The 18,266-nt window shown below is 57.8% G+C and carries 20 protein-coding genes; 8 read left to right on the top strand and 12 right to left on the bottom strand.

Translation table 11 applies throughout. The annotated features are described in order from the left end of the window. The first annotated feature begins 8 nt into the window (after positions 1-8). Together AXG89_RS16645 and AXG89_RS16640 are read left to right on the top strand one after the other, a co-directional pair. Complete coding sequence (locus AXG89_RS16645) at positions 9-551, top strand: carbonic anhydrase (protein ID WP_062170976.1); 543 nt, start codon at positions 9-11, stop codon at positions 549-551. Between the two features lie 128 nt (positions 552-679). Then, the gene (locus tag AXG89_RS16640) at positions 680-1,576 is read left to right on the top strand and encodes an NmrA family NAD(P)-binding protein (RefSeq protein WP_062170975.1); all 897 of its coding nucleotides are present in this window, start codon (positions 680-682) and stop codon (positions 1,574-1,576) included. Positions 1,577-1,651: 75 nt separating this feature from the next. Here AXG89_RS16640 and AXG89_RS16635 read toward each other — a convergent pair whose 3' ends face one another. Together AXG89_RS16635 and AXG89_RS16630 are read right to left on the bottom strand one after the other, a co-directional pair. Continuing rightward, positions 1,652-2,341, bottom strand: a complete 690-nt coding sequence (locus tag AXG89_RS16635) for a type 1 glutamine amidotransferase domain-containing protein (RefSeq protein WP_062170973.1) — start codon at positions 2,339-2,341, stop codon at positions 1,652-1,654. 122 nt (positions 2,342-2,463) lie between these two features. Beyond that, positions 2,464-3,069 carry a TetR/AcrR family transcriptional regulator gene (locus AXG89_RS16630; RefSeq protein ID WP_062170971.1) on the bottom strand — a complete coding sequence of 202 codons (606 nt, stop codon included), beginning with the start codon at positions 3,067-3,069 and terminating at the stop codon, positions 2,464-2,466. Positions 3,070-3,409: 340 nt separating this feature from the next. Here AXG89_RS16630 and AXG89_RS16625 point away from each other — a divergent pair, with 340 nt between their 5' ends. Next, positions 3,410-4,051: a glutathione S-transferase family protein gene (locus AXG89_RS16625; protein WP_062172548.1), complete on the top strand. Its 642-nt coding sequence runs from the start codon at positions 3,410-3,412 to the stop codon at positions 4,049-4,051. Positions 4,052-4,556: 505 nt separating this feature from the next. Here the strand turns inward: AXG89_RS16625 and AXG89_RS16620 are convergent. The 4 genes from AXG89_RS16620 to AXG89_RS16605 form a co-directional block, all read right to left on the bottom strand. Then, positions 4,557-5,210, bottom strand: a complete 654-nt coding sequence (locus AXG89_RS16620) for an RNA polymerase sigma factor (protein WP_069638386.1) — start codon at positions 5,208-5,210, stop codon at positions 4,557-4,559. Positions 5,211-5,801: 591 nt separating this feature from the next. After that, a complete protein-coding gene (catC, locus tag AXG89_RS16615; protein WP_062003686.1) occupies positions 5,802-6,080 on the bottom strand; it encodes a muconolactone Delta-isomerase in 279 nt (92 codons plus the stop codon). 37 nt (positions 6,081-6,117) lie between these two features. Then, positions 6,118-7,245 carry a muconate/chloromuconate family cycloisomerase gene (locus AXG89_RS16610; protein WP_062170969.1) on the bottom strand — a complete coding sequence of 376 codons (1,128 nt, stop codon included), beginning with the start codon at positions 7,243-7,245 and terminating at the stop codon, positions 6,118-6,120. 104 nt (positions 7,246-7,349) lie between these two features. Further along, positions 7,350-8,273 carry a LysR family transcriptional regulator gene (locus AXG89_RS16605; RefSeq protein ID WP_062170966.1) on the bottom strand — a complete coding sequence of 308 codons (924 nt, stop codon included), beginning with the start codon at positions 8,271-8,273 and terminating at the stop codon, positions 7,350-7,352. A gap of 177 nt (positions 8,274-8,450) precedes the next feature. Here AXG89_RS16605 and catA point away from each other — a divergent pair, with 177 nt between their 5' ends. The 5 genes from catA to benD all read left to right on the top strand — a co-directional run bounded on the left by catA (position 8,451) and on the right by benD (position 13,170). Then, complete coding sequence (gene catA / locus AXG89_RS16600; protein ID WP_062170964.1) at positions 8,451-9,383, top strand: catechol 1,2-dioxygenase; 933 nt, start codon at positions 8,451-8,453, stop codon at positions 9,381-9,383. 107 nt (positions 9,384-9,490) lie between these two features. Beyond that, complete coding sequence (locus AXG89_RS16595) at positions 9,491-10,849, top strand: Rieske 2Fe-2S domain-containing protein (protein ID WP_062170962.1); 1,359 nt, start codon at positions 9,491-9,493, stop codon at positions 10,847-10,849. Further along, a complete protein-coding gene (gene benB, locus AXG89_RS16590; protein ID WP_062170959.1) occupies positions 10,846-11,334 on the top strand; it encodes a benzoate 1,2-dioxygenase small subunit in 489 nt (162 codons plus the stop codon). Before AXG89_RS16595 ends, benB begins: the two co-directional genes overlap by 4 nt. Before the next feature lie 40 nt (positions 11,335-11,374). Beyond that, complete coding sequence (gene benC, locus AXG89_RS16585) at positions 11,375-12,397, top strand: benzoate 1,2-dioxygenase electron transfer component BenC (RefSeq protein WP_062170957.1); 1,023 nt, start codon at positions 11,375-11,377, stop codon at positions 12,395-12,397. Then, positions 12,394-13,170: a benzoate diol dehydrogenase BenD gene (gene benD / locus AXG89_RS16580; protein ID WP_062170955.1), complete on the top strand. Its 777-nt coding sequence runs from the start codon at positions 12,394-12,396 to the stop codon at positions 13,168-13,170. Before benC ends, benD begins: the two co-directional genes overlap by 4 nt. Positions 13,171-13,251: 81 nt before the next feature. Here benD and AXG89_RS16575 read toward each other — a convergent pair whose 3' ends face one another. The 6 genes from AXG89_RS16575 to AXG89_RS16550 form a co-directional block, all read right to left on the bottom strand. Further along, complete coding sequence (locus AXG89_RS16575) at positions 13,252-13,911, bottom strand: FMN-dependent NADH-azoreductase (protein ID WP_062170953.1); 660 nt, start codon at positions 13,909-13,911, stop codon at positions 13,252-13,254. Positions 13,912-14,080: 169 nt separating this feature from the next. Continuing rightward, the gene (locus tag AXG89_RS16570; RefSeq protein WP_062170951.1) at positions 14,081-14,371 is read right to left on the bottom strand and encodes a DUF427 domain-containing protein; all 291 of its coding nucleotides are present in this window, start codon (positions 14,369-14,371) and stop codon (positions 14,081-14,083) included. 88 nt (positions 14,372-14,459) lie between these two features. Continuing rightward, positions 14,460-14,894 carry a DUF3429 domain-containing protein gene (locus tag AXG89_RS16565; RefSeq protein ID WP_062170949.1) on the bottom strand — a complete coding sequence of 145 codons (435 nt, stop codon included), beginning with the start codon at positions 14,892-14,894 and terminating at the stop codon, positions 14,460-14,462. A gap of 119 nt (positions 14,895-15,013) precedes the next feature. Next, positions 15,014-15,250, bottom strand: a complete 237-nt coding sequence (locus tag AXG89_RS16560) for a hypothetical protein (RefSeq protein WP_062170947.1) — start codon at positions 15,248-15,250, stop codon at positions 15,014-15,016. A gap of 369 nt (positions 15,251-15,619) precedes the next feature. After that, complete coding sequence (locus AXG89_RS16555; protein ID WP_062002982.1) at positions 15,620-15,880, bottom strand: hypothetical protein; 261 nt, start codon at positions 15,878-15,880, stop codon at positions 15,620-15,622. A 37-nt stretch (positions 15,881-15,917) separates the two neighbouring features. Next, positions 15,918-17,351, bottom strand: a complete 1,434-nt coding sequence (locus tag AXG89_RS16550; protein WP_075359035.1) for a dipeptidase — start codon at positions 17,349-17,351, stop codon at positions 15,918-15,920. Positions 17,352-18,266: the final 915 nt, after the last annotated feature.

Genomic DNA, 18,266 nt, shown 5'->3' with positions numbered 1-18,266 from the left:
GGAGACAAATGAACTTCCATGACGACATGCTCGAACGTAACGCCAGCTTTTCCACAACGGGCTTTAAGCCTGACCTCAAGATGATGCCGTCGACAGGAACGATCGTCGTGGGCTGCGTCGACCCGCGTGTCGATCCCGCGAACGTGCTGGGCCTGAAGCTGGGCGAAGCGGCGGTGATTCGTAATGTCGGCGGCCGGGTCAACAATGCGTTGCTCGAAACGTTGGCAGTGCTGAGCGTCGTAGGGGCCGCGGCCGGACGTCCCGGAGGGCCACGCAATCTCGTTCTGCTTCAGCATACTGATTGCGGCATCATCGGCTGCTACCGGCATGCACCTGCGGTGCTCGCCAAGTATCTCGACGTCGAGTCAGCCGCTCTGGACGATATGGCGATCACGGAGCCCCACAAGGCCATCCTCCTCGATATCGCGACACTGAAGACGCGTCTCGAGCTTCCAGACGGCCTGATGCTGTCGGGTCTGGTCTATGACGTGAAAACCGGCTTGGTCGAGACTGTGGCGGCCCCAGCGCCTCTGCGGACGCTCGCCGATTAGCGACGGTGTGCGAATCGGCACGAGCGGGTCCCGCATAGCGAACAGGCCGGCACTCGTCCGAACTACCGATCGCTTCGGTCTCGGCGCGTGGACATTCCTGCCGATGAGCTCTTCTATTGGAGTATGAGATGAACCCTGATCTATACCTTGTCACAGGCGCCACTGGAGACACGGGCAGCGCCGCCATTGCGGAGTTGCTGTCGAAGGGCGCTCGCGTGCGGGCGCTCGTGCACCGCGAAGACGAGCGTGCGTCCGCGTTGCGCGAGAGAAACGTCGAGGTCGTCATGGGCGACCTGCTGGACAGTCATGCTGTGCACGCGGCGCTGCAGGGTGTCGCTGGCGCGTATTTCGTGTACCCGGTCATGCAAGCGCGGCTCATCGATGCGACAGCCTATTTCGCGCATGCGGCAAAGCTTGCGGGCGTTCAGTCGATCGTCAATATGTCGCAAATCTCGGCCAAGGACGACGCGCGCAGCCAGGCTGCGCTCGCCCACTGGTATGGCGAGCGCGTGTTCGATTGGGCCGGTGTTCCGACAACGCATCTGCGTCCGACGTTCTTCATGGAATGGCTGACGTACGGTTTCCAGTTGCCGCTTATTGCCAACCACGACTTGCTTCGTGTGCCCGCAGGCACCGGCCGGCACGCGCCGATCGCCGCTGCCGACCAGGGTCGCGTGATCGCCAGTATCCTTCTGGATCCCGCGCCTCATGCGGGCAAAACCTATCCGCTGTTCGGTGCTGAAGAAATGAATCACGAGGCGTTGGCGCAGGCGGTGGGCAAAGCGCTCGGCCGACCGATCCGTTACGAGGACGAGAGCTTCGAGTCGTTCGAAGCACGGCTCACACAGCTCGGCCTGTCAGCGCATTTCATTCAGCACATCGTTTCAGTGTATCGGGCTTATCAGGCGGGCGAGTTCGCAGGCACGAACGACAATGTCGAACGAATCACCGGCAGGAAGCCAATGTCAGTGAGCGATTACGTGACTGCGAACCGCGCGGTTTTTCAGCGGGAAGAAGAGCAATAGCTTTTTCCATGCGATGAACCCGAAGAATTCGAGCATCGTTTGTCGCCGCGCGCCTCCCACTTCGCGCGGCTTTTTTCACTTCGCGGCGAGCGCGGGGTGCTTGAGCAGAAGAGCCGCAGCCGGCGCCGATGAAGCGGGGTTTTGTCCCGTGATCAGCAACCCGTCGCTGACGACGTAGGGCGCCCAGTCATCGGACTTCGAATATACGCCGCCCTTCGCCTTGAGTTCGTCTTCCACGAGGAACGGCACGATATCGGTCAGCCCGACTGCAGCTTCCTCTGAGTTCGTGAAGCCGGTCACTTTCTTGCCTTCGACCAGCGGCTTGCCGTCCGCCGACCTGACGTGGCGAAGGACGCCTGGGGCGTGGCAGACCAAGGCGACTGGCTTTCCAGCGGCGATGAACGATTCGATCAACGCAATCGAGTTCTTGTCTTCGGCGAGGTCCCACAGGGGACCGTGACCGCCTGGGTAGAAGACTGTATCGAAGTCGGACTGCGAGACGCTGTCGAGGCGCACGGTGGTCGCGAGTTGCGCCGTTGCCTGCGAGTCGGCTTCAAAGCGATGCGTCATTTCGGTCTGGTTCGCGGGCTCGTTGCTTTTCGGGTCGAGCGGCGGCTGGCCACCCTTGGGCGAAGCCAGCACGATGTCCACGCCGGCGTCCTTGAACGCGTAATAAGGCGCTGCCAGTTCCTCGAGCCAGAAACCGGTCTTGCGGCCGGTGCTGCCCAATTGGTCGTGGGAGGTCAGAATCATCAGTACTTTCATGGTGTTTCTCCGTCGGGTGAGTAAGTGAATCGGAATAGCGCTAACGGTTGTAGTAGACCAGTCGTCTATAAAATGGGCCTAAAAAAGCACCTCCGGAAAGGTGCACTTGCCGCGCCGATCTTTCAGGTGGCAAGGTGAAGCATCTGCTGCGTTGTCGTCGTTGCCATTGCGAAGGGCTGCACATTGCGAACGATCTTGACCATGATACTGGCGCCCAGCCATAGCTGGTAAAGGCTTTGCGCAACGTTCTGCGGGTCACCCTCAATTGCAAGCGATCGTTCCGTCACGCCAGTCTCGATAGCGCGCGCCAGCCGGCTGACGATGCCTGCCGTGCCGCGATTCAATGCGGCACGCATTGCTTCCGACATGTCCGCCACTTCGGCGCCCAGTTTGACCGCAAGACATTTGCCCTGGCAGTCATAGAACGATTGCGTTTCCTGCCAGATGCGGAAGTAGTCCGCCAACCGCTGTGCCATATCCAGACCGGGCTGAGCAAGCGTCCGGTCAAGATCGTCCAGATAGTCCTCGAAGTAACTCTCGAGCAGCGCCACGCCGAACGCATCTTTCGAACCGAAGTAATGGTAGAACGATCCCTTCGGCACGCCGGCCTCCGAAAGAATTTCATTCAGGCCAACGGCAGAAAACCCTTTGGCGCCGATCAGCCGTTGACCGACGGCGATGATGTTCTCGCGGACGTCGGTGGTTTCAGATGTGTTTGCAATGGCCATGTACGGACTATAACGCGTAGTAGACCAGTCGTCTACAAGTAGTTTAAAAAGGTGTCGTGACGTTTGCGAGGACAGAGGCAGGCCATCAGCCCCAAGTCGCCGTTCATAATGCGCTTTTCGGCCATATAAAATAGGGTGGCGCTTCCCGCAGGTTGCGAACCTCGTCGGTCATTGCCTATCCTGGTGCGGGTTCATGCGCGTTCAGTTTCGCTCGTCGACGACGCTCGTGGAAATCGCGAAAGCTGTAATCCATCGTTCGCAAGCGTTCCAAGCCTCGCGCTATCTAGCGTCACTATCGACTGGCTTCGGCCTGTCTTCACATTCTCGCCAGGAAAGCTTCATGCTGAAAATCCATCACCTCGGTCATTCTCAATCGGAACGTGTCGTCTGGCTTTGCGAAGAACTCAGCGTTCCTTACGAGCTCGAAAAATACACGCGAGACGCGGTCACCCGCCTTTCGCCGCCGGAACTGAAAGCGCTGCACCCGCTCGGCGCTGCGCCCCTTGTCGAAGTCGAAGGTATGTTGCTCGCTGAGTCGGCCGCTATTGTCGAATTCATTCTTGCGCGCTATGGGCACGGACGATTGCAGCTTGCGCCCGACCATCCGGATTTTGCCTCCTACCTTTACTGGTTCCATTTCGCCAATGGCAATCTTCAACCGGTGATGGGACGATCGATGATGGTGGGACGCTGCGGCCTCGCGCCCGATCATCCGATTCAGGCATCGGTGCAAGAACGGCTGGACAAGGTGCTCGCGCTGCTCGAAGCGCGGCTCGCGCAGAACGATTATCTGGCTGGAAGCGACTTCACCGCAGCCGACATCATGAGCGTGTTCTCGCTGACCACCATGCGCCTGTTTCATTCTGTCGACCTTACGCCTTATCCCTACATACTCGCGTATCTGCAGCGCATCGGCGCACGGCCCGCATACCAGCGGGCGATGGCTAAAGGCGATCCGGACTTGACGCCGTTGCTTACTTGAAGCGGGTCGACGCTTGCTCAAACTGGCCGTAATTGTTGAGCTTGCTCAGCCGAGGCATGTCATCCCAACTTGGTCAATTAACCTGGGACTCTGCGCGCACCGTCTAACGGACGACGCGTCAGCCTGGATAGCGGAGGTGTCGTCCGGTGCGGCAGATAGTGAAAACCGGTGTCAAGGTGGAGAAGATGGATAAGACTCATGCTTTGACTCGCTTCGGATTCAAACGTTGTGCAGAACACCTTGATGGGCAAATCCCCGGGTCTGGAAATGACAAGCGGCAATTGTCCAATGCATTCAGAGTAACTACAGCACCGGAATGGAAACGAACTACGTAGATCGTCGCGCGCCCGGGTTCCCGGATGAGCAAAATGGCTTCAATCCGGGACTTGACTGAATGACTGCTTTGTATGGATTTGATTGACCGTTTCGGGTCGGCCTGCGTCCGATGTGTCGGGTTGTGGACGCCTTGGGCAAGTCTCCAGGACCCGAGCTCATAGACGTATGCCTAGTTGATTGCCCGTGCCGAACTTAAAGAGAGATGTTTCGCAGTTGCCGGCGACGTTGATGAGACGGTCCCGCCATTCGTGCCCAGACTGACCTTGAGCGCTTCGGTTCCACGACGTAACCATGCCTTGACCGTACCAAGCGGTACGGTCATTTCCTCCGCTATCTCCCTGTGCGTTAAATCATGAAAGTACGCTAGCTCCAATGCACGCCTCTGATTGGTTTGGAGGAAGTTCATGCATGTTTCCAAGTGTCGCGCTTGTTGATTCAAGGCCGCCAGCTCACAGGGATCAAGTGTTTCAGCCGTCAAGATTTCGTCAAGTTTATCGCTCCACTCTATCTCCGGCCCCGCAGAGGATTTGCGTCGTCTTAAATAGTCGAAGGTGCGACTTCTGACAATCACCGCCATCCACGCCATTGGCGGGGAAACGCTGCTGTTATAGTCAGGAGCGAACTTCCAGACGCTGACGAATGTGTCTTGTAGTACTTCTTCAGCAAACTCCCTGCGTCGCAGTATGCGAAGTGCGATGACAAGCAGGTTTGGAGAGGTAAGTTCGTAAAGCGTCCTTAGCGCTTTTACATCGCGGCTTGAAATGCGTTCGAGAAGTTGGACAAGTACAGCGGCACCCGGATCAACAGGGAATATGGTTTGCATTGCGATCTCGTGTGAGGAGACAGCGATGCTGCCGCGCAAACATCATGATTTGTCCCCGAAAACACATGTCGCAACCGCCGTGCCCGCAAGAAGCCTGGAACCAGTTTAGAACCCTTGCCGGACGGTCTGTTGAAAACCCGCGCGACGTCGGTCGCTTGCGAAGCGTCTGCTTGTAGCACGCGCCAAGCCTGTATTGCAGCGACCGCATGCAAGCGAAAACGCGTTATTGAAACATACGACCAACACGCTAAGCGTTGAAGCTCAGTGACAAGCGCCATCGAATACGCCATACACGGCGTTCGTGTGCAACGAGAGCGCATCGCTTCTGTTCGATGCGAGACTGGAGACGAGCGGCTTGAGGTATGAACCGAGCCGTAATGGAAAAATAGGGATCTGTTGTTGCAACTGGCCGTCGACGATTGGACGTTGATTTCGTGCCGCCTAGAGAGCATCGCTAGACCTATAGCCCGCGCAACTTCGTCGCCATGCAAGTGGACAGACGTGGTTGGGAACAACGGGTGACGCAACTGGTCTCTGACAGGTGCGAATTGCGCGCGGCGTCAAGGCTTGCGAGTGCGTGCGTTCGCAGCTTCAGCGGATCGACGACGGGTGATGTGCGAGCGCCGTCACGTTCATCGTCATGTATGGAAACAACGGCAATCCGGAAAGGATCGCATGCAGTTCGTCGTGTGAGTCGACGTCGAAAACGCTGTAATTCGCATACTCGCCAACAACGCGATGCAGTTGCTGCCACTTCCCGGAGCGTTGCAGTTCTTGCGAGTAGGCTTTTTCTCGTGCCTTGATCTCGTCGGCCTGAGCCGTTGGCATATCGAGTGGCAGGTGTACATCCATTCTCACGAGATATAGCATGAGTTTCTTATCGTCCAAAGGTACATGGTTTGTGGGCTTAAGCGCGTTTGTCGCGCCGGTAGAAAGCGAGCTTTTCCTCATCGATATGAAGACCCAGCCCCGGCCCCTCCGGCAAATGCAGATCGAAGTCGCGGTATTGGGGACGCGCGGTGACGATGTCGTCTTTCAACAAGAGGGGGCCGAACAACTCCGTGCCCCAGTCAAGTTGGGGAAGCGCGCTGAAGCCGTGGGCTGACGCAACCGACCCGACGCTGCCTTCAAGCATGGTTCCGCCATACAGGGACACGCCGGCTGCATCGGCGATGGCGGCAGTGCGCATCATTGCGTAGATGCCGCCGGATTTCGCAATCTTCAATGCAAACACGTCCGCGCATGCACCGCGCACGAGTTCGAGGGCGTCCTCCGGGCCGGTCACTGCTTCGTCGGCCATGATGGGAACAATGAAGCGCGACGCAAGTCTGGCGAGTGCCCCGCGCTGTTCTCGCGGAGTGGGTTGCTCGATGAGGTCGACGCCCGCAGCTTCGAGCGCCTCGATCCCCGAGGCTGCGTCGACCTCGCTCCATGCCTGATTCACATCGACGGTGACCTTGGCTCGGCCGCCAAGTGCGGCCTTGATTTTCGATACATGCGCCACATCCTCACGAACGCCGCGCCGGCCGATCTTCAGTTTAAAGGTGTTGTGACGACGTTCGGCAAGGAGCATTTCCGCTTCCTCGATATCGCGTTGGGTATCGCCACTCGCGAGCGTCCACAGGACCGGAAGTGTCTTGCGCACAGCGCCACCCAGCAGCGTTGAAACCGGAACGCCCAGGCGCTTGCCCTGAGCGTCCAGCAAGGCCGTTTCCAGTGCGCATTTGGCGAACCGGTTGCCCCGTGCGATCTTGTTCAGCTTCAGCATTGCACCGTTGACATTGGTCGCATCCATTCCGATCAGCGCAGGTGCGAGGTAGGTGTCGATGGTCAGCTTGATGCCCTCGGGACTCTCCTCACCGTAAGCGAGACCGCCAATGGTGGTGGCTTCGCCAAGACCCTCGATATCATCGCTCGAACGCAGGCGCACAATGACAAGCGTTTGCTGCTGCATCGTCGCCATTGCCAGTTGATGCGCGCGAATGGTCGGAAGGTCGACCAGGATTGCTTCGACGGAGATGATTTGGGCATTCATGGCGGATGGGCAAAGTTTATGAGTTGCTCAAGTATTACGCGCCCCATGATCCCGTGTCCAACACCGTCGACGTCTGGTGCCATACCTCTGCGGTATGACGAGCATCAGCCCCCGGAGCCGGTGCGGGGTACGTAGGGTATGCATTCCTCTTCGTAGAGCCGGTAAATAAGCTCCAGAATTTCCTTGATGTCTTGCGACTCGTCAAGCAAGCGCGTGCTCATGATGATGGGCGATACAAGGGTGGGATCATCCAGTTCCTTATAGCTCACGTCGCTGCGTTTCAGGCCATGCACGCTGCTCGGCACAACAGACACCCCTTCGCCGGCGGCTACCAGCCCGAGCGCGACTTGCAGTTCCCGCGTTTCATAAATCCGGTGAGGCTTCAGACCCCTGTCCTGGAATGCGGAGAGGACCTGGTCGGCGTAACTGGGTCTCGGCGTTTTCGGAAAAATGATCAGCGTCTCGTTCACCAGGTCCCGAAGCGCGAGGATGGGCTTGCTCATGGAAAGCGCATGCCCTTCCGGCAAGGCGACGATCATCTTTTCCTCGCGAAGCACTACTCGGCGTATGTTTGCGTCTTCGAGCCGGATACGGCCGAACCCGATATCGATGCGCCCGTCTTTAAGCGCCCTGAGTTGGTCCATTGTCGACATCTCGTGGAGACTCAACTCGACCGTTGTGTTTTCATCCCGGAAACGCCGGATGATTTTCGGCAGCATTCCATACAAGGTCGAGCCCACAAAGCCGACTGAAAGGCTGCGCTCGATATTGCCGACTCGCCTCGTCATGGATTCGAGCTCGGCGGTTTGCGCCAGCAATTGCACGGCATGGAGATAGAAGAACTTGCCCGTTTCCGTGAGCTTCAACGGGCGCGAGTTGCGCTCGAACAGTTGCACTCCGAGTGTCTCTTCGAGTTGCTGTATCTGCCGGCTCAAGGGCGGTTGGGCCATGTGAAGCCGCTGGGCCGCTCGCGTGAAATTGCGCTCTTCGGCTACCGCTACGAAGTAGCGCAGATGCCGGAGTTCCATCTCGATACCTCCTTGATATAGCCCGATACTAAATCAGTGTTGGACGGGCCTTTCCGACTGGACTTATTCTGTTTTTACGCTCTGTTCAACGCCCGATTATACCTTTCAGGCATTCTGCAACTGCGTTGAAACAGGGGTTAACCCCCACCATAAGCACAAAAGATTCTGGAGAAGACAATGACGAAAGTTTTCGCTACGAAAGAAGCGCAAGACCTGTTGAAGGCTGCTGCCAACGTTGAGAGCCAGAGCGGCAATGCTCGCGCCAAACAGATTGTCGGCCGCCTGCTGAGCGATTTATTCAAGGCAATCGACGACCTCGATATGACACCCGATGAAATCTGGGCCGGCGTCAATTATTTCAACAAGCTTGGTCAGGATGGCGAAGCGGCGTTGCTCGCCGCTGGCCTCGGCATTGAAAAGTATCTCGACATGCGCATGGATGCTGCGGACAGGGAAGCCGAGATCAACGGGGGCACGCCGCGTACCATTGAAGGCCCGCTCTATGTCGCCGGTGCGCCAGTGCACGACGGGGTATCCAAGATCGACAGCGACCCCGATCAGGAAGCGGGCCCTCTGGTCATTCGTGGCACCGTGACCGGTCTGGATGGCAAGCCCGTTGCAAATGCGATTGTCGAGTGCTGGCACGCCAACTCTAAAGGCTTTTATTCGCACTTCGACCCGACCGGAGCGCAGAGCGACTTTAACTTGCGCGGGGCGGTGAAAACGGGTGTCGACGGCAAGTACGAGTTTCGTACGCTGATGCCGGTCGGCTACGGTTGCCCGCCGCATGGCGCGACTCAGCAACTGCTGAACGTGCTCGCGCGTCACGGCAACCGTCCGGCGCATGTGCATTTCTTCGCCGGCAGCGACAAGCACCGCAAGCTGACCACGCAAATCAATATTGAAGGCGACCCGCTGATCTGGGACGACTTTGCCTATGCAACCCGCGAGGACTTGATTGCGCATGTGGTCGAGAAGACCGGTGGCATTGCGCTCGGCCTCAAATCCGACGCATACCGGGAAATCGAGTTCAACTTTGCGTTGACGCCGCTCGTCCAGGGCAAGGACAACCAGGTCGTCCATCGTCCGCGCGTATCAGCTACGGCTTGATCGCCTGAAGCGGCTGCCCGGTATCGCTGCCGTCGCTTGATCCCCCGCAAAAATCACTGACACCGGTGCACGGCTCCATGCTCGGAGCCTGCACAGGGAGAGCCTCTATGTCCGTAATTATCGAAAAGTCCGTGCTGCTGGATGAATTGCTGCACGCCGCCGTCCAGGACGACAAGCAGACTGGTGTATTTCGCTGCCGCCGCGATATTTTTACGAATGCCGATTTGTTCGAACTGGAGATGAAACACATCTTCGAAAGCAACTGGGTGTATCTGGCGCATGAAAGTCAGATTCCCAACAATAACGATTACTACACCACATGGATTGGCCGTCAGCCAGTAGTCGTCTCGCGAGACAAGGCCGGAGAACTTCACGCGGTCATCAATGCCTGCGCTCATAAAGGCGCCTTGATTTGCCGGCGCAAGCATGGCAACAAAGGCAGCTTTACGTGTCCGTTTCACGGCTGGACATTCGCCAACACCGGAAAGCTCTTGAAGGTGAAGGATGAGAAGACCACGCAATACCCCATTCAATTCAATTCGAACGGCTCGCATGACCTGAAAAAGGTACCGCGGTTTCAGAGCTACCGCGGTTTCCTGTTCGGCAGCCTCAATGCCGACGCCATGTCGCTGGAGGACCACCTCGGCGAGACCAAGGTCATCATCGACCAGATCGTCGATCAGGCGCCTCACGGGCTTGAAGTGTTGCGTGGCAATTCCTCGTACATCTACGACGGGAATTGGAAAATGCAGATGGAGAATGGATGCGATGGTTACCACGTCAGCACCGTGCACTGGAATTACGCCGCGACCATGGGCCGGCGCAAGGTCGATGGCACCAAGGCTGTCGATGCGAACGGCTGGAGCAAGTCGGTTGCCGGCGTGTACGGATTCGACAACGGTCACATCCTGCTCTGGACCAATTCGATGAACCCGGAAGTGCGCCCGGTCTATCAACAACGCGAAGAAATAAAGGCCCGGGTCGGCGGCATAAAAGCAGATTTCATCGTCAATCAAACTCGCAATCTCTGCCTGTATCCGAACGTCTTTTTAATGGACCAGTTCAGCACCCAGATTCGCGTGGTCCGTCCGTTGAGCGTTGGTCAAACTGAAGTCAGCATCTTCTGCTTTGCACCAAAAGGCGAGAGTGCAGCCGACCGCGCCACCCGCATTCGCCAATACGAGGATTTCTTCAACGTCTCGGGAATGGGCACCGCAGATGACCTCGAGGAGTTCCGCGCGTGCCAGGCCGGCTACGCAGGCACCACTGCATTGTGGAACGACCTCTCGCGCGGTGCTCCGTTGTGGGTCGATGGCCCGGACAGAAATGCGAAAAGCATGGGTCTCAACCCGCTCATCTCGGGTGAGCGCAGCGAAGACGAAGGGCTCTTTGTAACCCAGCACGAATACTGGGTAAGACTGATGCGCGATGCGCTGAAAAAGGAGCAAGGGGAGGCGGTCGTATGAGCTTCGACTACCACACCATATGCGCGTTGCTGTACCGTGAGGCGCGCCTGCTCGATGACCGCGAATGGGATGACTGGCTCGCCTGCTACACCGAGGACGTCACGTATTGGATGCCGGCGTGGGATGACGACGACCGGGTGACCGATGACCACGAGAGCCAGATCTCGCTGATGTATTACCCGGATCGCGGCGGCCTGGAAGACCGCGTGTTCCGTATCAAGACCGAACGCAGTGGTGCTTCCATGCCTGAACCGCGTACCAGTCACAACGTCGCCAATGTCGAGGTGCTGGCCGAACGTGGCAACGAAGTGGACGTGCGTTACAACTTCAACACGCTGAGTCATCGATACAAGATCACCGACTATTTTTTCGGCACCATGTTCGTCACCTTGCGCGGGGTCGGCGACGACCTGTTGATTTCCAACAAGCGAATCGTGCTGAAGAACGACTATATCCGTCAGGTGCTCGACGTGTACCACGTCTGATGGCAAGCGCCGGTAATACATTTGCAGAAAAGGAGGCAACATGCCGAGCTACAACGTGGCACTCAACTTCGAGGACGGCGTCACTCGCTTCGTCGTATGCAAGCCGGGGGAGAAAGTGCTCGATGCAGCCTTCCGCGCGAAAATCAATCTGCCGATGGATTGCTCGGACGGTGTCTGCGGGACGTGCAAGTGCCGCGCTGAGAGCGGCAGCTACGACCTTGGCGACGATTACATCGAGGACGCGCTGAGCAATGACGAGAAGGACAGCGGGCTCGTACTCACGTGTCAAATGGTCCCGGAAAGCGATTGCGTGATCGCCGTGCCGGCATCTTCCACCGTCTGCAAGACCGGGAAGAGCACGTTTGCCGCGACAGTAACGAAGGTGAAACCGCATAACGACGCGGCCGTCGTTCTCGAACTGGAGGTGGACGGTGCGGCGCCCGCGTTCCTCCCGGGTCAGTACGTCAACATCGACGTTCCTGGCAGCGGCCGACACCGCTCGTACTCGTTTTCATCGCCGCCGGGTGAATCCAGAATCAGTTTCCTGATCAAGAAGATTCCGGGAGGCGTGATGACCACCTGGCTCGAATCGGCACAACCAGGCAACAAGGTAGAGCTGACCGGGCCGCTTGGCAGCTTCTATCTGCGCGCCGTTGAGCGGCCGCTGCTATTCATTGCCGGCGGCACGGGACTGGCGCCGTTCCTGTCGATGCTGGAAGTGCTCGCGCGAGCCAACTCGCAACAACATGTTCACCTGATTTATGGCGTGACCCGAGACCTCGACGTGGTGCACGTCGACGCCATTGAGATGTACAGGAAGAAGCTGCCCAATTTCAGCTACGACACCGTTGTGGCCGATGCGGATTCAGCCCATCCCCGCAAAGGTTGGGTCACGCAGCATGTGCCGGCCGGGGCGTTGAATGATGGCGATGTCGATGTCTACCTGTGCGGGCCGCCGCCAATGGTCGACGCGGTGCGCAAGTATTTCGACGACAGCGGCGTGAAGCCTCGCAGTTTCCACTATGAGAAGTTCGCCCCCAATGCAGAACTGGAGACGGCATGACCATGAAAAGATTCAAGGGCAAGGTCATGGTCGTCACCGGCGCGGCTCAGGGCATTGGGCGCGGCGTGGCGCTGCGTGCGGCCGCCGAAGGTGCCAGGGTGCTCTTTGTTGATCGGGCCAATTTTGTAGCCGAGATCGCCGCCGAGGCCAACGACGGGGAGACGGCTGGGTTTGTAGCCGACCTCGAGACCTATGCCGGCGCAGCCGCAGCAATGGCATTTGCAGTTAAGCGATTCGGCGGGATCGACATCTTGATCAACGGGGTCGGCGGCGCGATTCGCATGCGCCCCTATGCCGAGTTCGAACCGGAGCAGATCGATGCGGAAATTCGCCGCTCGCTCATGCCTACCCTGTACACCTGCCATGCCGTATTGCCGTACTTGCTCGAGCGCGGCGCCGGAACCATCGTCAATGTTTCCTCCAACGCCACGCGCGGCATACGCCGTGTCCCGTATTCGGCGGCCAAGGGCGGTGTCAACGCGATAACCCAGTCGCTCGCGATGGAGTACGCGGAGCACAACATCCGCGTTGTGGCCACTGCGCCGGGCGGGACCGACGCACCCCCGCGCCGCGTCCCGCGCAACGCTGCCGGCGACAGCGAACAGGAAAAGACCTGGATGGACGAAGCGGTGCAGCAGGTCACTGAATCGACCTTTTTCAAACGATACGGCAGCCTTGAGGAACAGGTCGCGCCCATTTTGTTCCTCGCATCGGACGAGGCCGGTTATATCACCGGCACGGTGTTGCCGGTCGCAGGCGGCGACACGGGCTGATCATCGCAACTATGTGGCAATCATTTTTATCGAGCTTCTCAGGTTCACGGGCACGCAACGGGACTTTCAGATGCATCCCCTTCAAACCTTCAGCCTTTGTGCCAAACCCAGCGCCGCATCGCGCCCGGCTGCTCGCGACTTCGAGTCGACCTCGGAGCCGTATAAAGTCTTCTCTACGACGATGTCGTGGTGCTCCGTTATCCCCACCATCTCGTACCACGTGGACATATAGGCGCCCTGATGTTCAGCGAATGCGCCCAGCTCGGCGCCGCGCGCTGAGATCGTTACGCCTTTGACGCCAGTCAAAAGCCCCTGTAATCCACGCTCGTCAAAAGTGAACAGAAGGTCTTTCTGGCTCACGACGTCTATCAGGTGTTTCAGCCTGTACGGGATTCCGAAGTTCCACATAGGAACGCTGAACACGATCAACTGCGCGTTACGAAATCGGTCTGCCAATGCGGTTATCGCTTCCCATACCTCGACCTCCTGGCTTGTCCGCTCCCGGCCTTCCAACCCGGCATATTTAGCGCCCAAAGCATAGCCGTCGAATTCGGGAAGTTCAGTGCTCCACACGTCGAGGGTATCGACTGTACCGTTGCTATTTGCCGCGAGCCATGCGGTGATGAATGAATCCGCGACTTCGCGCGAAGCAGAACGCAACTCCCTTGGCGACCCTATCACGTGTAAGAGGCGGGGCGCGTGGTTAGCAGATGTTTGCGTTCGATCGGACTGGTCGGTCATAGGTTGTTCCGTATGTAAAGGTGTGAGGGTTAACTCAAGAACCGTCTAGATGATGACTCAGGGCTCCTGAGCGACCTGAACCGGCATCACACTGGTATTTTCATCAACCCGCGCGCGCAGGAGTTGCATCGCCCTGATCGAGCATTGAGCCAAGTCACTTGAGAAGATGCTAGTCCTCGATACGGACGCCGCGCCAAAATGCGACGTGTCCGGCGATCTCGCGTGCGGCGTCGAGAGGGGTTGCGTAGTACCACGCCGCGTCCGCATTCGTCTGGCCGTCTACGACTACGTCGTAATAATGTGCTTCGCCCTTCCATCCGCACGTCGAGACCTTCTCGCTCGGCTTCAGATGATCCAGTTTCAGCGCGTGGGGTGGGAAGTACAGATTGCCTTCCACCATCTTGATCTCGTCATCGGCGGCCGATGCGATTACCGTTCCGTTCCAGGTTGCGCGTTTCATGAGCTTTTCTCGATGGTTCAGGTTAATGGGTTTCGAAGCCGAACACGAGTAAGGGACGGCGGCGGCCACCCGATCAGTTTTTCAAGGGTTACGCGCCAAAGGTTCCTGCTATCAACGAAAGCGCGCCCACGGTAGTCAGTGTAATCCGCATTCGCACGTACCATTGCGGAAGGTCGCCAAGCTGGCGGAAACGAAAATCTGCAATCAGGCAGGATACAAGTACTGCCGCCATCGCGAGGCAAGACAGTTGATCGTTGACGCTAAGGACGACCCAGGCGGCGATCGAGGGAACAACGCTCCATAAAATGCCAGCCGCGCGCTTGCCATTTGTTGCGAGCCATATGCCCCAGTGAACGGCGCCCACGAACGACACGATGCATGCGCCATAGCCCAACAGCGCATGCCTCATTACGTCTTGATGGTTGGCGAGCATGTGCACAAGCAGTGCTAGCCCGATAAATGGGATCGCGCCGCCGTAGCCGAGCAGTTTGGGAAGCGGCGTGTTCGCTTCGAGCGTAGTCATGACAGCTTCACCTCAGGTTGAAACGCGCCCACCTTTGAACTGTTCTGGTCCTCGTGCGTGCATTCGGTGCGACTACTGATTTTTACGTGGGTAGGGCGTGCAACTTGCCCCGCAGTGCTTCACTCTTCCGGCAATGCATAACGATTCCGCGCGTCCGAAAGAATGCCTGTGACAGTATCCATGCTCTTGCTGTCGCCACTCAGCAGATCCATGAAATGCCAATTATGTCCATCCGGTGTACCCGGCGATAGACGAACCGGAACTCCAACCCGATAGGAAGAGCCCAGTCCGGCCTTTTCGAGGTCTTGGTTGATCGCCTGCTGGATTTCACTTGCCGATAAAATCTGCTTGTTCAAAATTGATTCCCACGAAGAAAGTTTGGTTGTACGTGATGCGCTGCACCCTTGCGCGAACCAGATAGATATCCAATCAGAAGGGCCTGGCGAATGAAAAGCATGATGCAATGGCTGCACTGCTCTAGGGGCAATTAGTGTGCCGCATCTTTTCGCGCTTATCGGGGTTCGGTGAGTCTGCCAAATCAATGCTGCGATGTCCTTATTATCTCTGGAATGGTCCCAATACATGGCTGGACGATAGCTGAACACGTCACCGTCGCCGGTGGAATTTGCAGCGAACAGACGCCGATCTGTTTATCGTTTGCGCGCCTCAGTGAACTTGAGTATGCGCCTGGGACGTTGGCGCCCTGGCTGTTTGCGTCCCCGACCTTATCCCTGCGTGACGTACACCTCGAAATACACCGAGCTGTCGTCGCCGCTCCACAAGTCCAGCTCCACTCGTTCGACAATGTATCGTCCGCTGCCTCCATTCACCCCCAATACCACGATCGTGCCAGTGTCCAGGTGCGGTATGGGAACCCGCTTTGTAACCTGGGCGAGAGGCGTCGAAGGGTCTGTGTTGCCGACCTCATGAAATTCGTAGAAATAATCGGCGCGCATTGCATCCGCCGGCGTAAAAACATCGTCCATAGTCACTCCCGTAAGCAGATAAGCGATTCATTGAGCTTTAGCCCACCGACTCCGTGAACACGCGCAGATAATTCGCACCCAGTATCTGGGTCACATCGTTTTGCGTGAAGCCCGCAGACAACAGGGCGCTCGCAAGCGATGGCAACTGCTCGTAGCTGCGAAATACCGGCGGCGATATGAATCCCAGCATATCCGAGCCGAGCCCCACATGTTCGACTCCGACAACATCGGCCATGCGCTTGACGCCTTCGGCCATCGCGTGGATATCGCTGAACGTGCCGGAGCTTGGCCAAACGCCGATCACACCGCCCGTGTCGGCAATCGCGCGCGCGTGATCAGGCGAAATCAGGCGGGAGCGGGCGCCCGGATGCGTGGAAAGTGCCGTATGGGACAAGACCAGCGGCTTGGTCGATGTGGACGCAGCCCGTTTGACGAGCGCATATGTGCCGTGGGCGACATCGACCACGATGCCCAGGCGGTTGCATCGGCGGATAACGTCGGCACCGAAATCCGTGAGACCACCGTGGACGGGCGGCTCGGTTTGAATGTCCCCAAGCTCGTTCACGCGGTAGTGCGTGAGCTGCAAATGGCGCAGTTGATGCTGGGTGAAAGCTTCATCGAGCGCGTTGATATTTCCTTCCAGGAAATCGCCGCCCTCTGCGGCGATGATCGCGCATGGTCCGGAGAACGCCTGCGCCTGAAGTGACGCTGCGGTCGTCACGACCCGCATCTTTTCGCGCGCGACAAGCGCGTGTGCTCGGGCGAATTCTGTTTTTCCCAGCGCGTACAACTCGCCGGGCTGCGGCGTTCTCCACGCTTCGAAACGCTTGCGGTCGCTGGACACGTGAGTCACTGTCGTGTCCGTCACTATCGCGAGGCAGATCACATTCATTCCGCCGGCCCTCATGGGTTCGGACAGCGGCACGAATGGGCGATTCGCGCCGACCAACGGGTCCCGCGACACGATCACACGCCCGGCGTGGCTATGCATGTCGATGGTGGGCGACGTGGTCGACGGCTGCCACTGCGGCGCTTCGCTGGCGTCGTCCCGATACCCCGCGAAACGTCCAGGTACGCAGGCGGCGAGGCCGAGCGCGGCGCTCGACGCAAGGAACGCGCGCCGGCCAATGGATTGGTGGGAAGGAGGGGAAGCAGGGCGAAGATCAAATGCATCGACCAACCGGTAAATCCAGCCCGCGGGGTCTTCAAACAGCGGCTGCAAGCGGCCACGCAAACGAAGCATGTCACCTGTCACTGTAAAGGGCTGTGTAGCGAACACTTCGATACACGACAGCGGATTCGCCTGGAGACAGCCGCCACAACAGGGTTCGTCGACGCTCAGCAGGAAATAATCGACCTTGAGTGCCGATCGATCGAGCGGCGTCATCCAACCGCTTATCTCGATCACCGAATCGTGCAGTGCTTGCGCTGCACCTGTCTGAATCGAGGACCAGTCGAAAGAAGCAATCATGAGTGGTTTGGAAGGCAAAGTCCGAAGTGCCGGGACGGCGTGAGGTTAGATTTGGCCTTTGTTGATGCTACATGAGGCAGTGAGCGTTGGCCTATTTACTGTGTGCAGACGCAACTCCCCCTGAGGATGATATTTTGCATAAGTATTTTGGGCAACTTTGCATCAGTTTTGCGAACCAATTGGCTAGCTGCTGCATCGAACAGAGTCCGAACTCCAATGAAAGCATGTTGAGTCTGTGAATCACATGACACAGCGGTTCATAAATCACAAAGAGGGCGGCGGTGCCGGGCGGTGGAATCGGCGGAAGCATAACGTTTGGCGATAACCGCTAGCGTGGACCCCCGACTGTCGTGCGAGGTGCTGACGTCCGCACGGTAAGAATGCTTCGGATGGTAGCTGGAGAATTTTCGGCCACCGGACTTGGCGCTTCTCAGCGTGGAATCGAAAATTTAGGCGTTTTGATTCTCAGTGCCTACAAACGGCGCAGAGATAGGGCTTGCCCGGTTTAGCGCATCGTTTGACAGCATGACCAATGGCTGCGTCACCGACATGCCGACGCAGCCATTCGAGCGTTCGACTGACTCGTTTGTGTATAGCGTGACCAAAAGGTCCAATTTTGCCCCCTGGCATACTGTTCAAACATACAGCACAGGTTGTATATACAGCGATATTGAATATCGCAAGTTCGCCACCAGTCGTGTGGTCGTGCCCTGTGCCACAAGGAACCCCGAGGCAAGAATCTCTCCACTGCGGAGAAAATTGACGATCGACATGGCCTCGACGACATTGGGCAGAGTTACCACAGCAACCAAAGGAGGGCCTACAAACTTGTCCTATTTAAAGCTTCAGTTATGGAATTGATTGGCAAGCAACAAATTTAGCCTGCGTCACTAGCTTTGAATCGTCATAGCACGG

Source organism: Burkholderia sp. PAMC 26561 (assembly GCF_001557535.2).
GTDB lineage: Bacteria > Pseudomonadota > Gammaproteobacteria > Burkholderiales > Burkholderiaceae > Caballeronia.
Note: the sequence above shows the minus strand (reverse complement) of the source record. Positions and strands in the feature narration are given on the sequence as shown.

Bases quoted from the DNA above. Each gene is read 5' to 3' on its own strand.
- AXG89_RS16645 (WP_062170976.1), top strand. From the start codon at position 9: ATGAACTTCCATGACGACATGCTCGAACGTAACGCCAGCTTTTCCACA.
- AXG89_RS16640 (WP_062170975.1), top strand. From the start codon at position 680: ATGAACCCTGATCTATACCTTGTCACAGGCGCCACTGGAGACACGGGC.
- AXG89_RS16635 (WP_062170973.1), bottom strand. From the start codon at position 2,341: ATGAAAGTACTGATGATTCTGACCTCCCACGACCAATTGGGCAGCACC.
- AXG89_RS16630 (WP_062170971.1), bottom strand. From the start codon at position 3,069: ATGGCCATTGCAAACACATCTGAAACCACCGACGTCCGCGAGAACATC.
- AXG89_RS16625 (WP_062172548.1), top strand. From the start codon at position 3,410: ATGCTGAAAATCCATCACCTCGGTCATTCTCAATCGGAACGTGTCGTC.
- AXG89_RS16620 (WP_069638386.1), bottom strand. From the start codon at position 5,210: ATGCAAACCATATTCCCTGTTGATCCGGGTGCCGCTGTACTTGTCCAA.
- catC (WP_062003686.1), bottom strand. From the start codon at position 6,080: ATGCTATATCTCGTGAGAATGGATGTACACCTGCCACTCGATATGCCA.
- AXG89_RS16610 (WP_062170969.1), bottom strand. From the start codon at position 7,245: ATGAATGCCCAAATCATCTCCGTCGAAGCAATCCTGGTCGACCTTCCG.
- AXG89_RS16605 (WP_062170966.1), bottom strand. From the start codon at position 8,273: ATGGAACTCCGGCATCTGCGCTACTTCGTAGCGGTAGCCGAAGAGCGC.
- catA (WP_062170964.1), top strand. From the start codon at position 8,451: ATGACGAAAGTTTTCGCTACGAAAGAAGCGCAAGACCTGTTGAAGGCT.
- AXG89_RS16595 (WP_062170962.1), top strand. From the start codon at position 9,491: ATGTCCGTAATTATCGAAAAGTCCGTGCTGCTGGATGAATTGCTGCAC.
- benB (WP_062170959.1), top strand. From the start codon at position 10,846: ATGAGCTTCGACTACCACACCATATGCGCGTTGCTGTACCGTGAGGCG.
- benC (WP_062170957.1), top strand. From the start codon at position 11,375: ATGCCGAGCTACAACGTGGCACTCAACTTCGAGGACGGCGTCACTCGC.
- benD (WP_062170955.1), top strand. From the start codon at position 12,394: ATGACCATGAAAAGATTCAAGGGCAAGGTCATGGTCGTCACCGGCGCG.
- AXG89_RS16575 (WP_062170953.1), bottom strand. From the start codon at position 13,911: ATGACCGACCAGTCCGATCGAACGCAAACATCTGCTAACCACGCGCCC.
- AXG89_RS16570 (WP_062170951.1), bottom strand. From the start codon at position 14,371: ATGAAACGCGCAACCTGGAACGGAACGGTAATCGCATCGGCCGCCGAT.
- AXG89_RS16565 (WP_062170949.1), bottom strand. From the start codon at position 14,894: ATGACTACGCTCGAAGCGAACACGCCGCTTCCCAAACTGCTCGGCTAC.
- AXG89_RS16555 (WP_062002982.1), bottom strand. From the start codon at position 15,880: ATGGACGATGTTTTTACGCCGGCGGATGCAATGCGCGCCGATTATTTC.
- AXG89_RS16550 (WP_075359035.1), bottom strand. From the start codon at position 17,351: ATGATTGCTTCTTTCGACTGGTCCTCGATTCAGACAGGTGCAGCGCAA.